The 16700-nt window shown below is 63.8% G+C and carries 17 protein-coding genes; 8 read left to right on the forward strand and 9 right to left on the reverse strand.

Annotation, left to right across the window (positions count from 1 at the left end):
- Positions 1-42: 42 nt before the first annotated feature.
- Genes QGV54_RS17080 through QGV54_RS17095 form a run of 4 tightly spaced genes read right to left on the reverse strand, consistent with a single transcriptional unit; the run spans position 43 to position 3518 of the window.
- Positions 43-1140 (reverse strand): branched-chain amino acid ABC transporter permease, encoded by a 1098-nt coding sequence (locus QGV54_RS17080; RefSeq protein WP_281019442.1) that lies wholly within the window; start codon positions 1138-1140, stop codon positions 43-45.
- 2 nt (positions 1141-1142) lie between these two features.
- A complete protein-coding gene (locus tag QGV54_RS17085) occupies positions 1143-2021 on the reverse strand; it encodes a branched-chain amino acid ABC transporter permease (RefSeq protein ID WP_281019441.1) in 879 nt (292 codons plus the stop codon).
- Between the two features lie 16 nt (positions 2022-2037).
- Positions 2038-2751 (reverse strand): ABC transporter ATP-binding protein, encoded by a 714-nt coding sequence (locus QGV54_RS17090; RefSeq protein ID WP_348637680.1) that lies wholly within the window; start codon positions 2749-2751, stop codon positions 2038-2040.
- Positions 2748-3518, reverse strand: a complete 771-nt coding sequence (locus QGV54_RS17095) for an ABC transporter ATP-binding protein (RefSeq protein ID WP_281019439.1) — start codon at positions 3516-3518, stop codon at positions 2748-2750. The genes QGV54_RS17090 and QGV54_RS17095 overlap by 4 nt, the downstream gene beginning before the upstream one ends.
- 282 nt (positions 3519-3800) lie before the next feature.
- On the opposite strand from QGV54_RS17095, the gene QGV54_RS17100 reads away from it, so the two are divergent.
- The 4 genes from QGV54_RS17100 to QGV54_RS17115 all read left to right on the forward strand — a co-directional run bounded on the left by QGV54_RS17100 (position 3801) and on the right by QGV54_RS17115 (position 7416).
- Positions 3801-4853, forward strand: a complete 1053-nt coding sequence (locus tag QGV54_RS17100; RefSeq protein ID WP_281019438.1) for an alcohol dehydrogenase — start codon at positions 3801-3803, stop codon at positions 4851-4853.
- A 65-nt stretch (positions 4854-4918) separates the two neighbouring features.
- Complete coding sequence (locus QGV54_RS17105) at positions 4919-5833, forward strand: SDR family NAD(P)-dependent oxidoreductase (protein ID WP_281019437.1); 915 nt, start codon at positions 4919-4921, stop codon at positions 5831-5833.
- 82 nt (positions 5834-5915) lie between these two features.
- The gene (locus QGV54_RS17110; protein ID WP_281019436.1) at positions 5916-6770 is read left to right on the forward strand and encodes a MaoC family dehydratase; all 855 of its coding nucleotides are present in this window, start codon (positions 5916-5918) and stop codon (positions 6768-6770) included.
- A 277-nt stretch (positions 6771-7047) separates the two neighbouring features.
- Positions 7048-7416, forward strand: coding sequence for a PilZ domain-containing protein (locus QGV54_RS17115; protein WP_281019435.1), 369 nt, complete (start codon positions 7048-7050; stop codon positions 7414-7416).
- A 90-nt stretch (positions 7417-7506) separates the two neighbouring features.
- On the opposite strand, the gene QGV54_RS17120 is transcribed toward QGV54_RS17115, so the two are convergent.
- Together QGV54_RS17120 and QGV54_RS17125 are read right to left on the reverse strand one after the other, a co-directional pair.
- A complete protein-coding gene (locus tag QGV54_RS17120; RefSeq protein WP_281019434.1) occupies positions 7507-7806 on the reverse strand; it encodes a putative quinol monooxygenase in 300 nt (99 codons plus the stop codon).
- A gap of 48 nt (positions 7807-7854) precedes the next feature.
- Positions 7855-10134 carry a polysaccharide biosynthesis tyrosine autokinase gene (locus QGV54_RS17125; protein ID WP_281019433.1) on the reverse strand — a complete coding sequence of 760 codons (2280 nt, stop codon included), beginning with the start codon at positions 10132-10134 and terminating at the stop codon, positions 7855-7857.
- A 170-nt stretch (positions 10135-10304) separates the two neighbouring features.
- Here QGV54_RS17125 and QGV54_RS17130 point away from each other — a divergent pair, with 170 nt between their 5' ends.
- The 3 genes from QGV54_RS17130 (at position 10305) to QGV54_RS17140 (ending at position 13359) form a co-directional block, all read left to right on the forward strand.
- Entirely contained in the window at positions 10305-11084 is a 780-nt protein-coding gene (locus QGV54_RS17130) for a YdcF family protein (protein WP_281019432.1), read from the forward strand.
- Between the two features lie 203 nt (positions 11085-11287).
- Positions 11288-12013: a hypothetical protein gene (locus tag QGV54_RS17135; protein ID WP_281019431.1), complete on the forward strand. Its 726-nt coding sequence runs from the start codon at positions 11288-11290 to the stop codon at positions 12011-12013.
- Positions 12010-13359 (forward strand): O-antigen ligase family protein, encoded by a 1350-nt coding sequence (locus QGV54_RS17140; RefSeq protein ID WP_281019430.1) that lies wholly within the window; start codon positions 12010-12012, stop codon positions 13357-13359. The genes QGV54_RS17135 and QGV54_RS17140 overlap by 4 nt, the downstream gene beginning before the upstream one ends.
- Here the strand turns inward: QGV54_RS17140 and QGV54_RS17145 are convergent, their stop codons facing one another.
- From QGV54_RS17145 to QGV54_RS17155, 3 genes are all read right to left on the reverse strand, one after another.
- Positions 13360-14631, reverse strand: coding sequence for a flavin-dependent oxidoreductase (locus QGV54_RS17145; protein ID WP_281019429.1), 1272 nt, complete (start codon positions 14629-14631; stop codon positions 13360-13362).
- A 37-nt stretch (positions 14632-14668) separates the two neighbouring features.
- Entirely contained in the window at positions 14669-15148 is a 480-nt protein-coding gene (locus tag QGV54_RS17150; protein WP_281019428.1) for an SH3 domain-containing protein, read from the reverse strand.
- Between the two features lie 86 nt (positions 15149-15234).
- Positions 15235-15510, reverse strand: a complete 276-nt coding sequence (locus QGV54_RS17155; protein ID WP_281019427.1) for a hypothetical protein — start codon at positions 15508-15510, stop codon at positions 15235-15237.
- 211 nt (positions 15511-15721) lie between these two features.
- On the opposite strand from QGV54_RS17155, the gene QGV54_RS17160 reads away from it, so the two are divergent.
- Entirely contained in the window at positions 15722-16699 is a 978-nt protein-coding gene (locus QGV54_RS17160) for a calcium/sodium antiporter (RefSeq protein ID WP_281019858.1), read from the forward strand.
- Position 16700: the final 1 nt, after the last annotated feature.

A 16700-nucleotide genomic window follows, 5' to 3' on the forward strand; every position in this document is an offset into this window, starting at 1 on the left:
CCCGGCCCGTACCGGACAATCGGTTGGCTGAATGCGGTGATCCTAGCGCCTGGTACTGATCTTATGCACCAAAATTTGCGCGAGGCCGGCGGCCCCCATCGGCATCACATAGACCGTGAAGATCAGGAACAGGCCATAGATCAGACCGGTCAGACCCTGCGGATTGTTGATGTAGTTCTCCAGGCTTGAGGCCGCGAGGTCGGCGATGTTCGGAATCTCCAGCACGAACCAGCCACCGAAGATGGCGCCGAACAGGCTGGCGATGCCGCCGATCACGCCACCGACCAGGAACTTGATCGCCTCCGCGAAGGTGAAGCTTTCCGGCGCCAGATACTCGTCCATGATGGCGAACAGCGAACCGGCAACACCGGTGTACATCGCGCTGACACCGAACGCCGCCGATTTGAACATCGAGGTATTGATGCCCATGGTCTTCGCCGACAGCGGATTGTCGCGGATCGCGATCAGGGCGCGACCGGTGCGCGAATGCACCAGGTTCCAGGCGCCCGCGAACATGATCACCGCAACGAACGCGGTGAACATGTACTTCCATCGGTCAAGCGACAGTTCCTCACCGGTGATCGACATGACGATGCTGTCGACCCAGCCCGGCGGATAGGGCGTATCGAGCACGATACCCTGCACACCACCGGTCAGATGGGCGATGCCGTCATATTTCAGCAACTGTGGCGTCGCGATGGCGAGCGCGAAGGTGGCCAGCGCCAGGAACAGGCCGTCCAGCCGCAGCGCGGGCAGACCGAACAGGAACCCCGCAACAAAGCAGACCGCGGCCGCCGGGATGATGGTGGCCCAGTAGGGCATGCCCAACTGGTCCATCATGATCGCCGTTGCGTAGGCACCCACCGCGAAGAAGGCGCTGTGACCCAGCGAGAACTGCCCGTTGAAGCCGGTCAGCAGGTTCAGGCCCAGCACCGCCAGCATGTACATCAGTATCTTGCCGAACTCGTAGATGTCGTAACCGTCATAGACCATCGGCAACACGACGACTGCGGCGAGAAGGACGTAGAGACACACTCTTTCCAGCAGCGGCAGTGGCACACCCAGGACGAGGATACGGTCCTTCGGATTCTGGTTCAGGAATGCCGGGACGCTTTTTCCGGCCATGTCTGTGCTTGCCATGATCAGACCCTCTTAACGACCACGCGGCCGAGCAGGCCGGCGGGTTTGACCAACAGGACAACGATGATCAGCACCAGCGCGACGGTCAGCTTCAGCTGACTGCCGACAACGAAGGTGCCCATCCAGTTCTCGAGAATGCCGACCATGAAGCCACCGATGACCGCGCCCAGCGGGCTGGTAAGGCCACCGACCACGGCACCGGCGAAACCGTAGAGCAGGGTGCCGAGCATCATGTCAGGTGTCAGGAACGTGATCGGTGCGATCAGCATGCCGGCCACCGACCCGACTGCAGCGGCAAGGCCCCAGCCGAGAGCCAGCATGAAGCCCACACGGATACCCACAAGCCGCGCCGACTCGGGCGCCGCCGCAGCCGCCCGCATCGCCAGGCCGATTGGCGTGTAACGGAAGAAGGCATAGATCAGCAGCAGCATTATCAGCGTTACCCCGACCATTCCCGCTCGATGCCAGCTGATCACGCCCTCGATCAGTGCCTCGTGCCCGAACGGGGTCGTGAATTGCTTCGGCGTGAAGTCGAACATGAAGCCTGCAAGGCTGTTGAACATAGAGAACAGCGCGATGAAGACGATGATGTGGCTGAGCACCGGCGCGTCGCTGATCGGCGCGAAGACGATCCGCTCGATCGCTGCACCGCCGATGAAGGAAACGATGATGCAAACGAAGAACGCCACCCAGAACGGCAGGCCGAGGCCCGCATCATCCATCAGGTACCAGGCGATGTAAGTGGAGAACATGGCCATCTCGCCCTGGGCGAAATTGAAGTGGTCGATGGCCTGGTAAATCATGACGACGGCAAGGGCGAGGCAGGCATAGATCGCACCTGATGCAAGCCCACTGACCGTCTGTTCGATAAAGAGATCCATGTCAGTTCATGCCCCGTCAGTAGCCGAGATAGGATTTGCGAACCTGCTCGTCATCCATGATCTTGTCCGCAGGACCAGTCATGGCGACGTTGCCGGTTTCGAGAAGATACGCGTTCTTGGAGATATCCAGCGCCAGGTTGGCGTTCTGTTCGACGACCAGCATCGAGACGCCTTCTTCCCGGTTGATCTGGCCGAGGATCTTGAACAGTTCCTCGGTGATGATCGGTGCCAGGCCAAATGACGGCTCGTCCAGCAGCATGATCTTCGGCCGCAGCATCAGCGCCCTGCCCACCGCCAGCATCTGCTGTTCGCCACCCGACAGCGTGCCCGCCTGCTGGTTGCGACGCTCCTTCAGGCGCGGGAAGTAATGATAGACGCGCTCGTAATCCTTCTCGATCTCCCTGTCCCGCCGGGTGAATGCGCCCAGCCGGAGATTTTCCTCCGTCGAGACCCGGACGAACGTGCCACGCCCCTCCGGCACATGCGCGATCTTGTGGCGCGCGACGATGGCCTCCGTGGACATGCCGACGACGTTCTCGCCCTCGACCGTGATCGTGCCCGCGGCCTTCACCATGCCGCAGATTGACCGCAGCGTGGTGGTCTTGCCCGCGCCATTGGCGCCGAGGACGGCGGTGATCTCGCCTTCTTCCAGTTCCATATCGAAGCCGTGAAGCGCCTCGATCTGGCCGTAATAGGCCTTGAGCCCCTTGATCTCCAGCAATGCCATCAGTGACCAGTCCCCAGATAGGCCCGGATCACTTCCGGGTCGTTCTGCACTTCCTCGGGCGTGCCCTCGGAAATCTTCTTGCCGAAATCGATGGCCACCACCTTGTCGGAGATGCTCATCACCAGTCCCATGTGATGCTCGACCAGCAGCACGGTCATGCCACGATCGTCGCGGATCTGCTGGATGACGCTGCCCAGTTCCCCCAGCTCGTCATGGTTCAGGCCACCGGCCGGTTCATCCATCAGCAGCAGTTCCGGCTCGGAAGCCAGCGCGCGGGCCAGCTCGACCCGCTTCTGCGTGCCGAAGGGCAGACCGCCAACCACGGTGTGGGCGACGTCGCCCAGACCCAGATAGTCGATCAGCTCCGCGCTGCGCTCACGCAGCCTGCGTTCCTCGCGGCCGCGCCAGGGCAGGCGCAGCGCGTTGGACATGAAATCGCTGCTGGACGCCGAATGGGCACCGACCATGACGTTCTCGAGAACCGACATGGTGCTGAACAGCGCCAGGTTCTGGAACGTCCGGCCGATTCCGATATCCGCAATATGATGCGGCGGGCTCTGCAGGATCGTCTTGCCCTTGAACCGGATGTCGCCACCGTTGGGGACATAGAGTCGGCTCAGGCAATTGAAGAGCGTTGTCTTGCCCGCTCCGTTCGGGCCGATCAGGCCGACGATCTTGCCTTCCGGCATGGTGAACGAAACACCGTCCAGGGCAACAATGCCCCCGAACCGCACCTCAACACCTTCGACTTCGAGAATTTCCGTGCTCATCGCCACACTCCTGTGACGGTGCACGATCGCGTCGCATTTCGGCGCAATCGCTTGCCTCCCTTGATCCCACCACGTCCGGTCTTGATGCCGGTCCGAACCAGATGCTCCCGAATTCGGTATCCGTCGATACTTTCCGGTACACTGCACTGGCTCGCTTTAATAGCAAGGAAAGACCGGTCGTCAAGCATTGTCCCGGTGGGGCGATTGCGGATAGTGCATGTTGTCCGCTCGCGCAGGCGTGCCTATTGTGCCGCCATATCTGATCATACCGGGAGGGATCACATGCGCAGCATGCAGTTTGACGAATACGGGGCGGAACTGAAGGAATTCACCTACGACGTGCCGACACCACAGGGTGCGGAGGTTCTGGTGAAGATCGAAGCATGCGGTGTCTGCCATTCCGACATTCATCTGCACGAGGGCTATTTCGACATGGGCGGCGGCAACAAGGCCGACGTGACCCGTGGGCGCAAGCTTCCCTTCACGCTTGGTCACGAGATCGTTGGCGAGGTCGCCGCGGTCGGTCCGGATGCCAAGGGCGTGTCCGTCGGCGACAAGCGTATCGTCTATCCCTGGATCGGCTGCATGGAATGCGCCACCTGCAAGGGCGGCAACACGCAGCTCTGTGCCTCCCCCCGGAACCTCGGCGTCCAGGTGGACGGTGGCTATTCCACCCATGTGATGGTGCCGGACGCGCAGTTCCTGTTCGACTATGACGGCGTCCCGACCGGGCTGGCCGCGACCTATGCATGCTCCGGCATCACCGCCTATGGCGCGCTGATGAAGGTCAAGGATGCGGCGGAGGCTGGCGGTTTCGTCGGCATCATCGGCGCCGGTGGTGTCGGCATGGCCGGCCTGATGATTGCGATGGCCGCGATCAAGGCCAAGACCATCGTCTTCGACATCGACCAGGCAAAGCTGGATGCCGCCACGGCGGCCGGTGCCGACTATGTGTTCAACCCCGCCGATCCGGCGACCCGCAAGGAAGTCGCCAAGCTGACCGGTGGCGGCCTGCCCGGTGCTGTCGATTTCGTCGGCTCCGACAAGACAGCCACCTTTGGCGTCACCTCGCTGGGCCCAAGCGGCGTGCTGGCGATTGTCGGCCTGTTCGGCGGCGCGCTGACGGTGCCGGTGCCGCTGTTTGCCTTCAAGAACATCACCGTGCGCGGCTCCATGGTCGGCAGCCCGGCGGAGATGAAGGCGCTGATGGAACTGGTCAAGCAGGGCAAGGTTCCGCCGCTGCCCGTCGCCACCCGCCCGCTGGATGCGGCCTGGGAGACGCTGGAGGACCTGCGTGCGGGCAAGATCGTCGGTCGTGTGGTGCTGGAGCCCTGATCCGCTCCGCCTGCTGACCTGCACAACAACCTGTTCAACGAAACGGCCATGGGGAGACAGAAGAGATGGCAAAACTGATGGACGGCAAGGTTGCCGTCGTGACTGGCGGTGGCGGGGCCATCGGCGGTGAGATCGCGAAGCTGATGGCAGCGCATGGCGCATCCGTGATCGTGAATGATCTCGGCGGCGCGGTGTCCGGTGACGGCAATGACGAGAAGCCGGCACGCGATGTGGTCGCGGCGATCAACGACGCGGGTGGCAAGGCCATGCCGCATTTCGGTTCCGTTGCCGAGCGCAAGGATGCCGAGGACATGATCAAGACCGCCGTCGATGCCTTCGGCAAGGTCGATGTCATCGTCAACAATGCGGGCATCCTGCGCGACGTCATCTTCCACAAGATGAACGAACCCGACTGGGACATGGTGATCGCGGTGCATCTGAAGGGCAGCTTCAATGTCGCCCGTTCCGCGGCCCCCTACTTCCGTGAGCAGAGCTCGGGCTCCTACATCCACTTCACCTCGACCTCTGGCCTGATCGGCAACTTCGGGCAGGCGAACTATGCGGCCGCCAAGCTCGGCATTGCCGGACTGTCGAAGTCGATCGCACTGGACATGAACCGCTTCGGTGTCCGTTCCAACTGCATCTCGCCCTTCGCCTGGTCGCGCATGATCGGCACGATCCCTTCAGACACGCCGGAACAGCAGGCGCGCCTGGAGAAGATCAAGCGCATGACACCGGCCCAGCAGGCGCCACTGGCCGTCTATCTCGGTTCCGACCAGTCCAGCCATGTCACGGGCCAGATCTTCGGCGTGCGGGGCAACGAGATCTTCCTGTTCAGCCAGCCGCGTCCGATCCGCTCCACCCACAACAGCGAGGGCTGGACACCGGAATCGATCGCCGACCACGGCATGCCGTCGCTGGAGAAGTCGTTCTTCGACCTCGACCGCTCCGCCGACATCTTCAGCTGGGATCCGGTCTGACCGAATTCACGCGCTGCCCGGGCCGGACGGGGCCGGCTCCTCCCGGCCCGGGCATTCGATCTCAAGGGGAGGACAGCAACCAATGGCCATCAACTACGATCACCTGATGAACTATCCGATTCCGGACGGTGTCCAGGACATGAACTTCCGGGACGCCATCATCTATGCGCTCGGCATCGGCCTCAGCCAGGACCAGCTCGACAAGCGTCAGCTTCGCTATACCTACGAGGACAACCAGAAGGTCTTTCCCTCGATGGCCGTGGTGCTCGCCGGGCCGGGTTTCTGGGTGAAGAACGAAGACACCGGTGTCGACTGGGTCAAGGTCCTGCACGGGGAGCAGGGCATGGAGATCCACAAGCCGATTCCCGTCAACGGCAAGCTGACCGGCAAGTCCACGATGACGGAGATCATCGACAAGGGCGCCGGCAAGGGCGCGCTGATGTATTCGGAGCGTGTGGTCTATGACGAGTCAGGCGACAAGGTCTGCACCCTGACCTCCACCACCTTCGGCCGCGGCGACGGCGGCTTCGGCGGGCCGGAGAAGCCTGCGCCGAAGCCCCATGCGCTGCCGGACCGGGCACCGGATGGCTTTGTCGACCTGTCGACACGTCCCGAGGCCGCCCTGATCTACCGCCTCTCGGGCGACTACAATCCGCTGCACGCGGATCCCGATGTGGCCACCGCCGCCGGCTTCAAGGCGCCCATCCTGCACGGCCTGTGCAGCTTCGGCATCGCCTGCCATGCCCTGGTCAAGGCGCTCTGCGACTATGATGGCGACCGGCTGAAGAAGATGGGGCTGCGCTTCACCTCCCCCGTCTATCCGGGCGAGACCCTGCGTACCGAATACTGGCAGGACGGCAATGACATTTCCTTCCGCACCACGGTGCTGGAGCGCGATGTGGTCGTGCTGAACAACGGGTACGCGACCATCGAATGACCGCATGCCCTCACGGGTGGTGCAGATTGTGATCGGCAGGCAGCATTTCGTGACTCCGGGGAGGCACGATGCTGTCGGTCGGCACGATTCGCGGGGCAGATCCCTCTCCCCGTCATGAACTGGCACACGATTCCCGGGACCTGCCTCAAACAGGAGCGCCTTTCAGCCTCCGAGTCCCGATCCGGCACAGGGCTGATTCTGGCACAGCGATTGCTCCTCCCCTGACTGACCGCAGGCGCAGCCAGGTGCCGCGGTTCAGCAGGAAAGGGGCAGGAGAATGACATCAGGACCGCAGAACCGCCGCAACCACACCCGCATCAATCTGACGGGACGCACGATGGTGGAACTGGGTGACAAGGCCCTCCGGCTTTCCGCCACCCTGCTGGACATCAGCCTCGGGGGCGCCCGCCTGGAGATCGGCGATCTCGCCGACTTCTCGCTTCAGCAGATCGAGGTGACCTTCAACGGTCTGCGGACGATCGCGGATGTGGTCTGGTGCCGCGCCGGCGAGATCGGTCTCAGGTTCCGTGAAACGGCGACTGACACGCAGTCAGCCGTCACCTTCTTCGAGAGTGTCATCCTCTGCGAATATCGCAGTCACGCGCCTTCCGCACGCGCCTGGCAGGGTTCGGCGATTCACTGCTGAGATCGCCGGTCGGGTTCCCGTCCGCGGCAGATCGCCAGGGCTCCGGTGAAGCCCCGGAACGATACGGATCATTCCACCGTCCGACTGCGTCTAGAGCTGGCTTGATTCCGTGACGACGTAGCGGTGCACTTCGCGGCTGATGAATTCCAGCTTCGACAGCTTTTCCCGGAACGCGGCCATGTGTGGCGTCCTGAAATGCGCCGCCAGCGCCGCATCGTCCTTCCATTCCTCGAAGACCCGGAAGGTGCCTTCCTGCTCCAGGTCGGCGTAGAAGGCATAGGAGATGCAGCCGTCTTCCCTGCGGGTGGCCTGCGCCACCTCCAGGGCTGCCGCGCGGGCGGCCCCCTCGCTGGCGGCTGCGACCCGGATGACACCACTGACGACGATCATGCCGCTCTCCCCGTTGCCGATGCCCCCAATCCCGACGGATCGCGAGGGTCAGTTCTTGTAGTAGTTCTTGTACTTCCCGTAGTAGTAGCTCGCGCCGGAGTAATAGTAGCCGTAGCGGGCCTGCTTCGACATGTTGACCTGGGCCAGAACCGCGCCGGTCACCCGCACGCCGTTCTCCTTCAGCCGATCGATGCCGGAGGAAACGATTTCCCGCGGCGTGTCATCCCATTTGACGACATACAGCAGGGCATCGCTGAGCTGGCTGATGACGAGCGCATCGGATACCGCGAGTGTCGGTGCGGCGTCGAGCACGACCATGTCGTACGTCTCCCGCAACTGGCTGACCATGCGCTCGAACGCCTTCGAGGAAAGCAGATCAATGGCCTGGGCCGCTGTCTCGCGCGCCGGCAGGGCATGCAGTCCTGACGGGTGGCCGGTCTGAATGGCCTCGGCCAGTTCGCTGCGACCGGTCAGAACCTCGAGCACACTGACGGTATTGTCGAGTTTCAGCGTGTGATGCAGCGACGGGCGCCGCAGATCGCAGTCGACGATCACGACCTTCTTGCCCTGATTGGCAATGGCGTGCGCCAGCAGGACAGCGGTCGTGCTCTTGCCTTCGGAAGGCAGCGAGGACGTGACCAGAACCACCTCGGGCGGGTTGTCCACGTTCGACAGGTTCAGCGACACACGCATGCTGCGACAGGCCTCCGCCAGACCGGAGGTCGGCTTGTCGCTCACGTACTGCAGCACGTCCGAGCGGTTCTTCCGGAACCCCTTCACCAGCGGAATGGTGCCAAAGGTCACGAGGCCAAGGGCACTTTCCATCTGCTCCGGTGAACGGAAGGCATTGTCCAGTTGCTCCAGCAGCATCACGAGACCGGCGCTGACCAGCAACCCGAGCGCAATCACCAGCATCATGGAGCGCGACCGATTCGGGCTGGTCGGGCGTCCCGGCAGGTCTGCCGCCGAGATGATCCGCGCATCAGCCTGCTGGATTTCCTGCTGCTCGCTGGTTTCCTTGAAGCGCGAAAGGAAATTCGTATAGAGCACGCGCGTGGCTTCCGCTTCCCGTTCAAGCTGCCTCAGCTCGACCGAGGACTGGTCCTGGGTGAACGCCCGCTGCTCGAGCTGGCGCACACTGCGCTGCAGGGTCTGCTCCCGCGCCGTTGCCACATTCAGTTCGGTACGCAGCGACCGGACAGCCTTCTCGACCTCCCGTTCGACCGCAGCACTTGTATCGGCGATCTCGGCGCGCACGTTCAGGATTCGCGGATGCTTCTCGGCATAGCGGGTCGACAGCTCGGCCTCCTGACGTCGCAGATCGGCCAGCTTCTGGTTGAGATTCTCGATCAGAGGCGACGAAAGTGATTCGGCCGCCACCGAGGTGCCGCCGCCACTGATCTGACCCGCCACCTGATTGTAGCGCGCTTCGGCTTCCGCCCGGTTGGCGCGCGCAAGCACGAGTTCCGAATTGAGCTGCGTCAGCTGCTGCGATGTCAGCGCGGCACCCTGGCCGGTCCTGTTGCTCTGCTGGGCCTTGAAGGCCTCGACTGCCGCTTCCTTCTGCTCGACCTGGCTTCGCAGGTCTTCCAGCCGCTCGTTGAGCCAGGAAGAGGCCCGTCGCGTCGCCTCGTACTTGGCCTCAAGCTGATCGATGATGTACTGCTCGGCGATCGTGTTGGCGATCAACTGGGCCTTCCGGGGATCAGGAGACGAAAAACCGACCTGGAGAGCGAGCGTACTCGGGATCGGGCCCGCCGACATGCCACCGCGCAAGGCGCCGACAATCGACCGCATCAATGCGCGCCTCTCCGCCTCTGACAGGTCGGCGCGTTCGGCCACCGGTTCCTGTTCCCGGGGCGGACCCAGCAAGCGGTTGACCAGCGTCTGCGGCAGATAGGCCTCCAGCCCCATCAGGCGGTTGCCGCTCTGCTGCGGGCGAAGCCGATAGTTGAACTCCGGATCCGCGTCCAGCCGCAGCTTCTCGACCACACGCTCCAGCAGCTGTGTCGAACGCAGCAGCTGTATCTCGCTGCCGACCGCCGTGTTGTTGGTCGACAGACCCGATACGACACTGTCGATATCGACCACATTGGTCTGCCTGTTGTTGAGCATGATCGTCGCGCTGGTGGAATAGATCGGCGTTATGCGGGACAGCTGATACAGCCCGGCCAGAACGAACAGCAATGTCACGCCGGCAATGAGAAATTTCCGTCGCCAGATGATCGACAGGATCCGACGCACGTCGATGCTGTCGCTGATCCGTGATGCCGCCGAAGGCTCGGACCGGACGGAGGGAATATCTGTACCGAATGTCGTGTTGCTCATGCCCAACCAGATGCTAAGGAGATGGAACCGCCGAATTTTGCGCGGACCATACCCTTGGGCAGACGGTTTCACAACGTCATGCGTGATGGTGGGAATACAGGCGTGATCGCCATCAAGAAGGTCGCCGGCAATCCGGCGGCGAACGGGCATGGGTCGAGGATGCGGACACCGTGACGGTTTTTCTATCCAAAGTCCTGCAGACGCTGGTCTTTCCACTCGGCATGTCGATTGCCCTGATGGTCCTGGGACTGCTGTTTCTGCTGTTCCGGCGCACCCGTATCGGCACCACCACGATTGTCGGCGGTCTGATCGTGCTCTGGGTCGCCTCGATTTCGCCGACGGCCGCCTGGCTGACGCGCCTGCTGGAACAGGACTACCCGCCCAGATCCGTTGCGGACACACCGCGGTCGGACCTGGCGATCGTGCTCGGCGGCGCGCTCGGCGGCGCGGCACCGCCACGGGTTGCTCCCGATCTGGGCGGCGGCGTGGACAGGGTATGGTTCGCGGCACAGCTGCACCGGCAGGGCAGGGTGCCTCGCCTGCTGGTGGTCGGCGGGAATACGCCATGGACCCCGGAAGCACCCTCGGAAGCCAGATCCATCAAGGATCTGCTGGTGGCATGGGGCGTACCTGCCGGGGACATCGATATCGAGACCGGCAGCCAGAATACCTGGGAGAACGCCCTGGGCGCGCGCCGCGTGATCGGGGCCGACATATCGGGGCCCGTGCTGCTGGTCACTTCGGGAACGCACATGCGCCGGGCGCTTGCGACCTTCACCAGGGCAGGCCTGAACGTGATTCCCGCGACGGCAGAGATCAGCCTCACCGAAGGCGGGCGCTTCACGGTGCTCGACCTCATTCCCAACGCAGGCGCCCTGGGCCAGACCACACTGGCATTCAAGGAACACCTGGGGCTGCTTGTCTACCGGTTGCTTGATCGCGCCGAATGAAAGCCGCCTGCATTCAGGGGCATCGTGACGGCTGCCGCGAATACCGGCATCACTGCATGACGCAAGCTTGACGCGGGGCAGGCCTCATCTATAGACAAACCAACCGTTGAACGCGGGTTTCACAACCCGCCTGAAAGCGGCTGGAAGCGGTCTGCCGGAACGGGCGCGCCGCGTGTCTGAGGGTTTCTTTTCGGGATGTACAGATGAAGCAGCTGGAATGGTTCGTTACCGGCATCGTCATTCTGGCGCTAGCAGTTGTCGGGGTTCTTTACCTGACATCCGGTCGGAGCCCCGAACAGGCGAAGGTGGCCGAGCGGCAGTCGACGATCGCGACCGGCATTCGGGCCATGCTTGATGATCTGTCGAGTCTGCAGGTCATCACGCTGGTGCCCGGTATCCAGGTGGCTGCCAACGAATGGGACTTCCGTGGCAATGCAGCCGCGGACGGACGCACCGAACCCTTCTACGGCGTGGCGCAGCTTGTCTGTGACCGTATCCAGACAAGGGCGGATTGCTGGCGTCTGGTCCGGCTGGATCGGGACGGACGGTCGGTGATCGGGCGGGACGATGTCACCGCACTGCCGTCGGCCGCCCCTGCGGCTGATGCCCGCGCGGCGGCGGCACCAGAGGCCGGCAGCCTGCGCACCGAGACCGTACCGCGGCGTGATCCGGAGCCCACGATCGAATCCGAGACAGCCCCCCCGGCCCCGGCCGAACCGGCCACGATCTGGCGGGTGACCGGCGCGACCGTGAACGGCAGGGCAGGTCCCGGAACGTCGTTCCCGATCGTCGCGCGGCTGGGTCAGGAACACCGCCTGCTGCGGCTGGAGCTGGACGAGGGTTGGGGACACTACCAGATCCTGGAACCGGTGGCTGACGCCGGGCAGGAAATCTGGGTCTGGGCCGATCTCGTTTCCGAGGCCCAGTGAGGGGTCCACGCGGCGTTGATGTCGCGCTGCTGGTCGCGACACTTGCCTTCGTACTGCTCTCCGTTGTTCCACTCGGTGGCTACAGACCCTGGTTCTGGATCCCGCTCTCGCTCGCGGCCGCACTGATCTTCCTGTTCTCCGCGGTGTGCGACCTGACGGACCGCCGGTCGGCCATTGAGACGATGCAGCGCCTGCGCTGGCCGATCCTGCTGTTTCTGGCTGTCGTCCTCTGGGGCCTCGTGCAGTCCATGGACGGGCTGCCGTCGATGCTCTGGCATCCGGCCTATGACCGGGTCGACGCCGCGGGCCGCATCACGCTGGATCAGGACCGGAGCAGCCAGTTCGCCATGCGACTGATCTCCTATGCCATGATCTTCTGGATCGGGTGCAGGCTGGGACGGTACCAGACCCTGGCGAACACGGTCCTGCTGGCCGTCGCCCTGTTCGGTCTGGCCTACAACGCCTATGGGCTGATGGAGTTCGCGGCCGGCAGCAACGAGATATTCGGGGTGGCGCGGCGAACCCTCGAACCTGTCGCCGCAGCCACGATCGAAAGCCCGAATTCCTACGCCTTCTACGCCGGCATGTTCCTGATCTGTGGCACCTCATGGCTGTTCCGGTCCTATCTGGCCGCCGATGGCAAGACCGCAACCTTCAGCAAGCCGGTCGAGCGGACACTTCGCATCATTCTGCTGCTCTCGATTCCCGTTGCCCTGGTCAGCATCTGGTTCGCGGGTTCCCGCGCAGGCCTGGCAAACAGTCTCGCAGGCATGGCCGCCCTGCTGCTCCTGGCGTTCCTGCCCCCCCTTTTGAGGAAGGCAACGGCCCGCATCCTGCTGGTGATCGCGGTCGCGGTACCGCTGGTGCTGACCCTCGCCATTGCCCAGTTGAGCGGCACCACCGTCGGAACCGCCGGGCTGCTGGAGCGGGCGATGATGTTCAGCACCGGCATCGACATGATCCTGTCAGGCCCCCTCGCCGGTACCGGTCTCGGCACCTTCGAGATCGCGGCGGAGCCCTGGAAGTTCGAGGAGCTGTACTTCTATCGCTGGGATGCAGCCCACAACATCTTCATCGAACACATGGTGGAGATGGGGCCGGTGGTGGCGCTGATGTTCTGGATCGCGCTGGCCCTGCTCGGCTGGCGGCTGTCAGCCGGATTCATCGAACGGCGGCGCGACAATCACTATGCGGCCCTGGGCCTTGTGCTGTTCGTGATGGCGGCACTGCACGACACCATCGACTATCCGCTGCACCGGCCAGCGGTCGTCTACCTGTTTGTCCTGCTGACCGGCATCAGCTGGGCGCAGAGCTGGTCCACGGCACCCAGACGCTCGGCGGCCTGATCATCGCCCCGACACATGGGCATCCAGCGAGGCGCGGCTGTTCAGCGCCTCCGGCACGAAACCGGCAGTCATCTTGTAGCGGGCTGAGACTTCCTCAAGCTCCACCGGGCTGATGACATCGTGCACATCGCCGAATCCGTCAGGCGCACGCTCCTCGACCATCTGCATCACCTGCTCCGGTCCGTTGCCACGGTTGGCCAGCACGATGGCGGAGGTCGGGGGCCGTCGTTCGGCATCGAACAGCTGCAGCGCCTGCCCGGGCGTCTCGCTCAACGCCAGATGCCGCGCCAGCACACGGGCATCGATGATCGACTGAGACGCACCGTTGGAGCCGATGGGATACATCGGATGCGCCGCATCACCGGCCAGCACCACCCGTCCGAAGCACCAGGATGCGACCGGATCACGATCGACCATCGGGAATTCATAGATCGCCTGCGCGCGGCGGATGATGTCGGGCACCTTCAGCCAGCCGAAATCCCAGTCCAGGAAGGCGGGCAGGAAGGTGTCGATGCTGCCGGGCCGGTTCCAGTCCTCCCTCGGCCAGGGTGTATCGGTCGGATATCTGATCTCCGCGATCCAGTTGATCAGCGACCTGCCCTGATCATGCAGTTCACGGCTGACCGGATAGCAGACGAACTTCTGGTCGGCGTGTCCGGCCATCACCATGGACCGGCCCGTCAGGAACGGTTCCCCCACCGTTGTCGCGCGCCAGAGGACGCAGCCGTTCCAGATCGGATCGCCTTCATCCGGGTAGAACTGTCCCCGCACGGCGGAGTGGATCCCGTCCGCACCAATCAGGACATCCCCCCTGACCGGATCCGCCGCGCTGCCGTCACTGCGGTGGACGAAACGGGCCGTGACCCCTGAATCATCCTGATCCAGATCGACAAACGCATGATCCGTGCGGATCGCATCAGCCCCCAGCCGGTCCCGCACGGCCTGCAACAGGATCATCTGCAGGTCGCCCCTGGCCACCGAATACTGTGGCCAGTTGTAGCCTGCATCCAGGCCGCGCGGCTCCTGCCAGATCCGTTGCCCGTGCCGGTTCGCATAGATCAGTTCAGCGGTCGGGATCGCCACCCTGGCGAGTTCGTCGCCCAGCCCCAGCTCCACCAGTTCCCGCACCGCATGGGGCAGCAGGTTGATGCCGACCCCCAGCGCACGCAGTTCCGCCGCCGCCTCGTATATCATGCAGTCGATCCCCGCCCTGTGCAGACTGAGCGCCGTGGTCAGGCCGCAAATGCCTCCGCCGACGATGATCACCTTCATCACGCCCTCCCCGTACTGCCGACCCACTCGACCATTGTCAGTCGGCACCATAGACCGCATCGGCGGGAAGCCATCCCGCGCGACCATCGACGCTGATCCTGCACCAGGACGCCCGGCAGGCCTCCACCGTCACGATCACCCGCCGTTCAAGATACATCAGCACAGGGGCTGCTTCATCCGATCCGTCACGCAACGCCACCAGGTCACCGCGGACCACGGCCGTGCGCCGACCGGAGAGAAGACTGGCATGCAGCCAGCCCTCCTCTCCCCAGGGATCGCGAATCTCGCGCCAGTTCTCGTGCTCGCCCACGATCTGGACCGGCAGGTTGCGGCGCAGATAGGTCCAGCGCACCGGATACTTCTGGCCCGGCCCGGCGCGCAGGTTGGCCTTTCCGGCCTTGATGGAGACGAATCGCGGCAGGGGCAGTCCCGTCACGCTGCCTTCGGTCGCGGCGGGGCCTTCGACCGCCTGGACGGCGGCGGGCGGCGGCAGCAGCAGCAGAAGTGCGAGGCACAACAGTCTAGGCAGGTACATGACCGAAACAATCAACAGGCAACAGGCAACCGGGGCGACGAATCAACCCGCAGATACTGCCAGCCGGATCACTCCCCGTCGCGTACCCGCTTCGCGACACGACGCAGCAGCCGCCCGGCCACTTCGGCATTGGAGGCCTGTTCCCCGGCACGTTCGCGCGCGGCGTTGATGTCGGCACGCAGCAGCTCGCGTTGCCGCAGGGTTTCCTCCCCCGCCTTGCGCGCGACGGTCTTCGCCCGCGGCAGCACTTCCTGCTGTGCGACATTGACCGCACGGGCACGCAGCTCGGGATTGCTGGCGATACGCCGCGCAGCCTCCATCAGGATAGTTCGCACGATCGGCATTGTGACCTTCCTGCAATACGGTCAGGGCATGAATCATCATATGGTGACGGATTGCAATCTTGGAAGATTGCACCTCGCCGGTCCGCATGCCAGAGAGACCTGCGTGATGGCGGTTCAATCCGGCGAGACCATCGCCATATGATGCTGATGCCCGGTGCCGGAGAAGAACGAGAGTGAACGCCAAACGCCCAGGGGGAATCGTCTGTTGCTGATGTATGGAATGGTGGCACTCGGCCTTGTGCTGCTTCTTGTCGGTGGTGAGGCGCTGGTGCGTGCCGCCGTCGCGCTGGCCGACCGCCTGGGTGTCTCGCGGCTGGTGATCGGCCTGACAGTCGTTGCCTTCGGAACATCCGCGCCGGAACTTCTGGTCTGTGTTCAGGCGGCGCTGGAGGACGCGCCGGGTATCGCCATCGGCAACGTTGTCGGATCGAACATCGCCAATGTGCTGCTGGTGGTCGGATTGCCGGCCCTGATCGCGCCGTTCCTCTGCGAGCGCGGCGTGATGCGGCGGGAAGGTGTGGCCATGGTGGCCGCGTCTGCGCTGGTCATCCTGATCGCCTGGTTCGACGGCATCCGGTTCTGGCCGGGCCTGCTGCTGTTGCTGCTGCTGATCGGTTTCCTGTTCAACGCCTATCGTCAGGCCCGTCGTGACGGAAACCAGAGCCTGTCCGATGAGGTCGAGGAACTTGGTGAAGGCGTGCCGGGCAATCCCATGATCATCATCGCGCTGATGGTCGTCGGTGTCGCTGGTCTGGTCGCCGGCTCGCACCTGCTGGTGGAAGGCGCGCGCGACATTGCCCGCTCCGCTGGCGTGTCCGAGGAAGTCATCGGTGTGACGCTCGTGGCGCTGGGCACCTCGCTGCCGGAGCTGGCGACGACAACCGTTGCCGCATTCCGGCGCCACGGTGATGTCGCCATCGGCAATGTGCTCGGCTCCAACCTCTTCAACATTCTCGGCATCCTGGGCATCACCGCCATGGTCAGTCACATTCCGGTGCCGCCGCAGATGCTGGAGTTCGACCTCTGGGTGATGCTGGGCGCAGCACTGGTGCTGTTCCCGTTCGCGTTCGCACGCATACCGGTCGGACGGGTCGCCGGGGTCATTTTCCTGCTGGCCTACGCCGGCTACGTGCTGGCCCAGTTCCACGGCGTCTCCGGCATGCCGGTCAGCAAGCTCGCCGGGCTCTGAC

This window comes from Minwuia sp. IMCC3060 (genome assembly GCF_029909435.1).
Lineage (GTDB): Bacteria > Pseudomonadota > Alphaproteobacteria > Minwuiales > Minwuiaceae > Minwuia.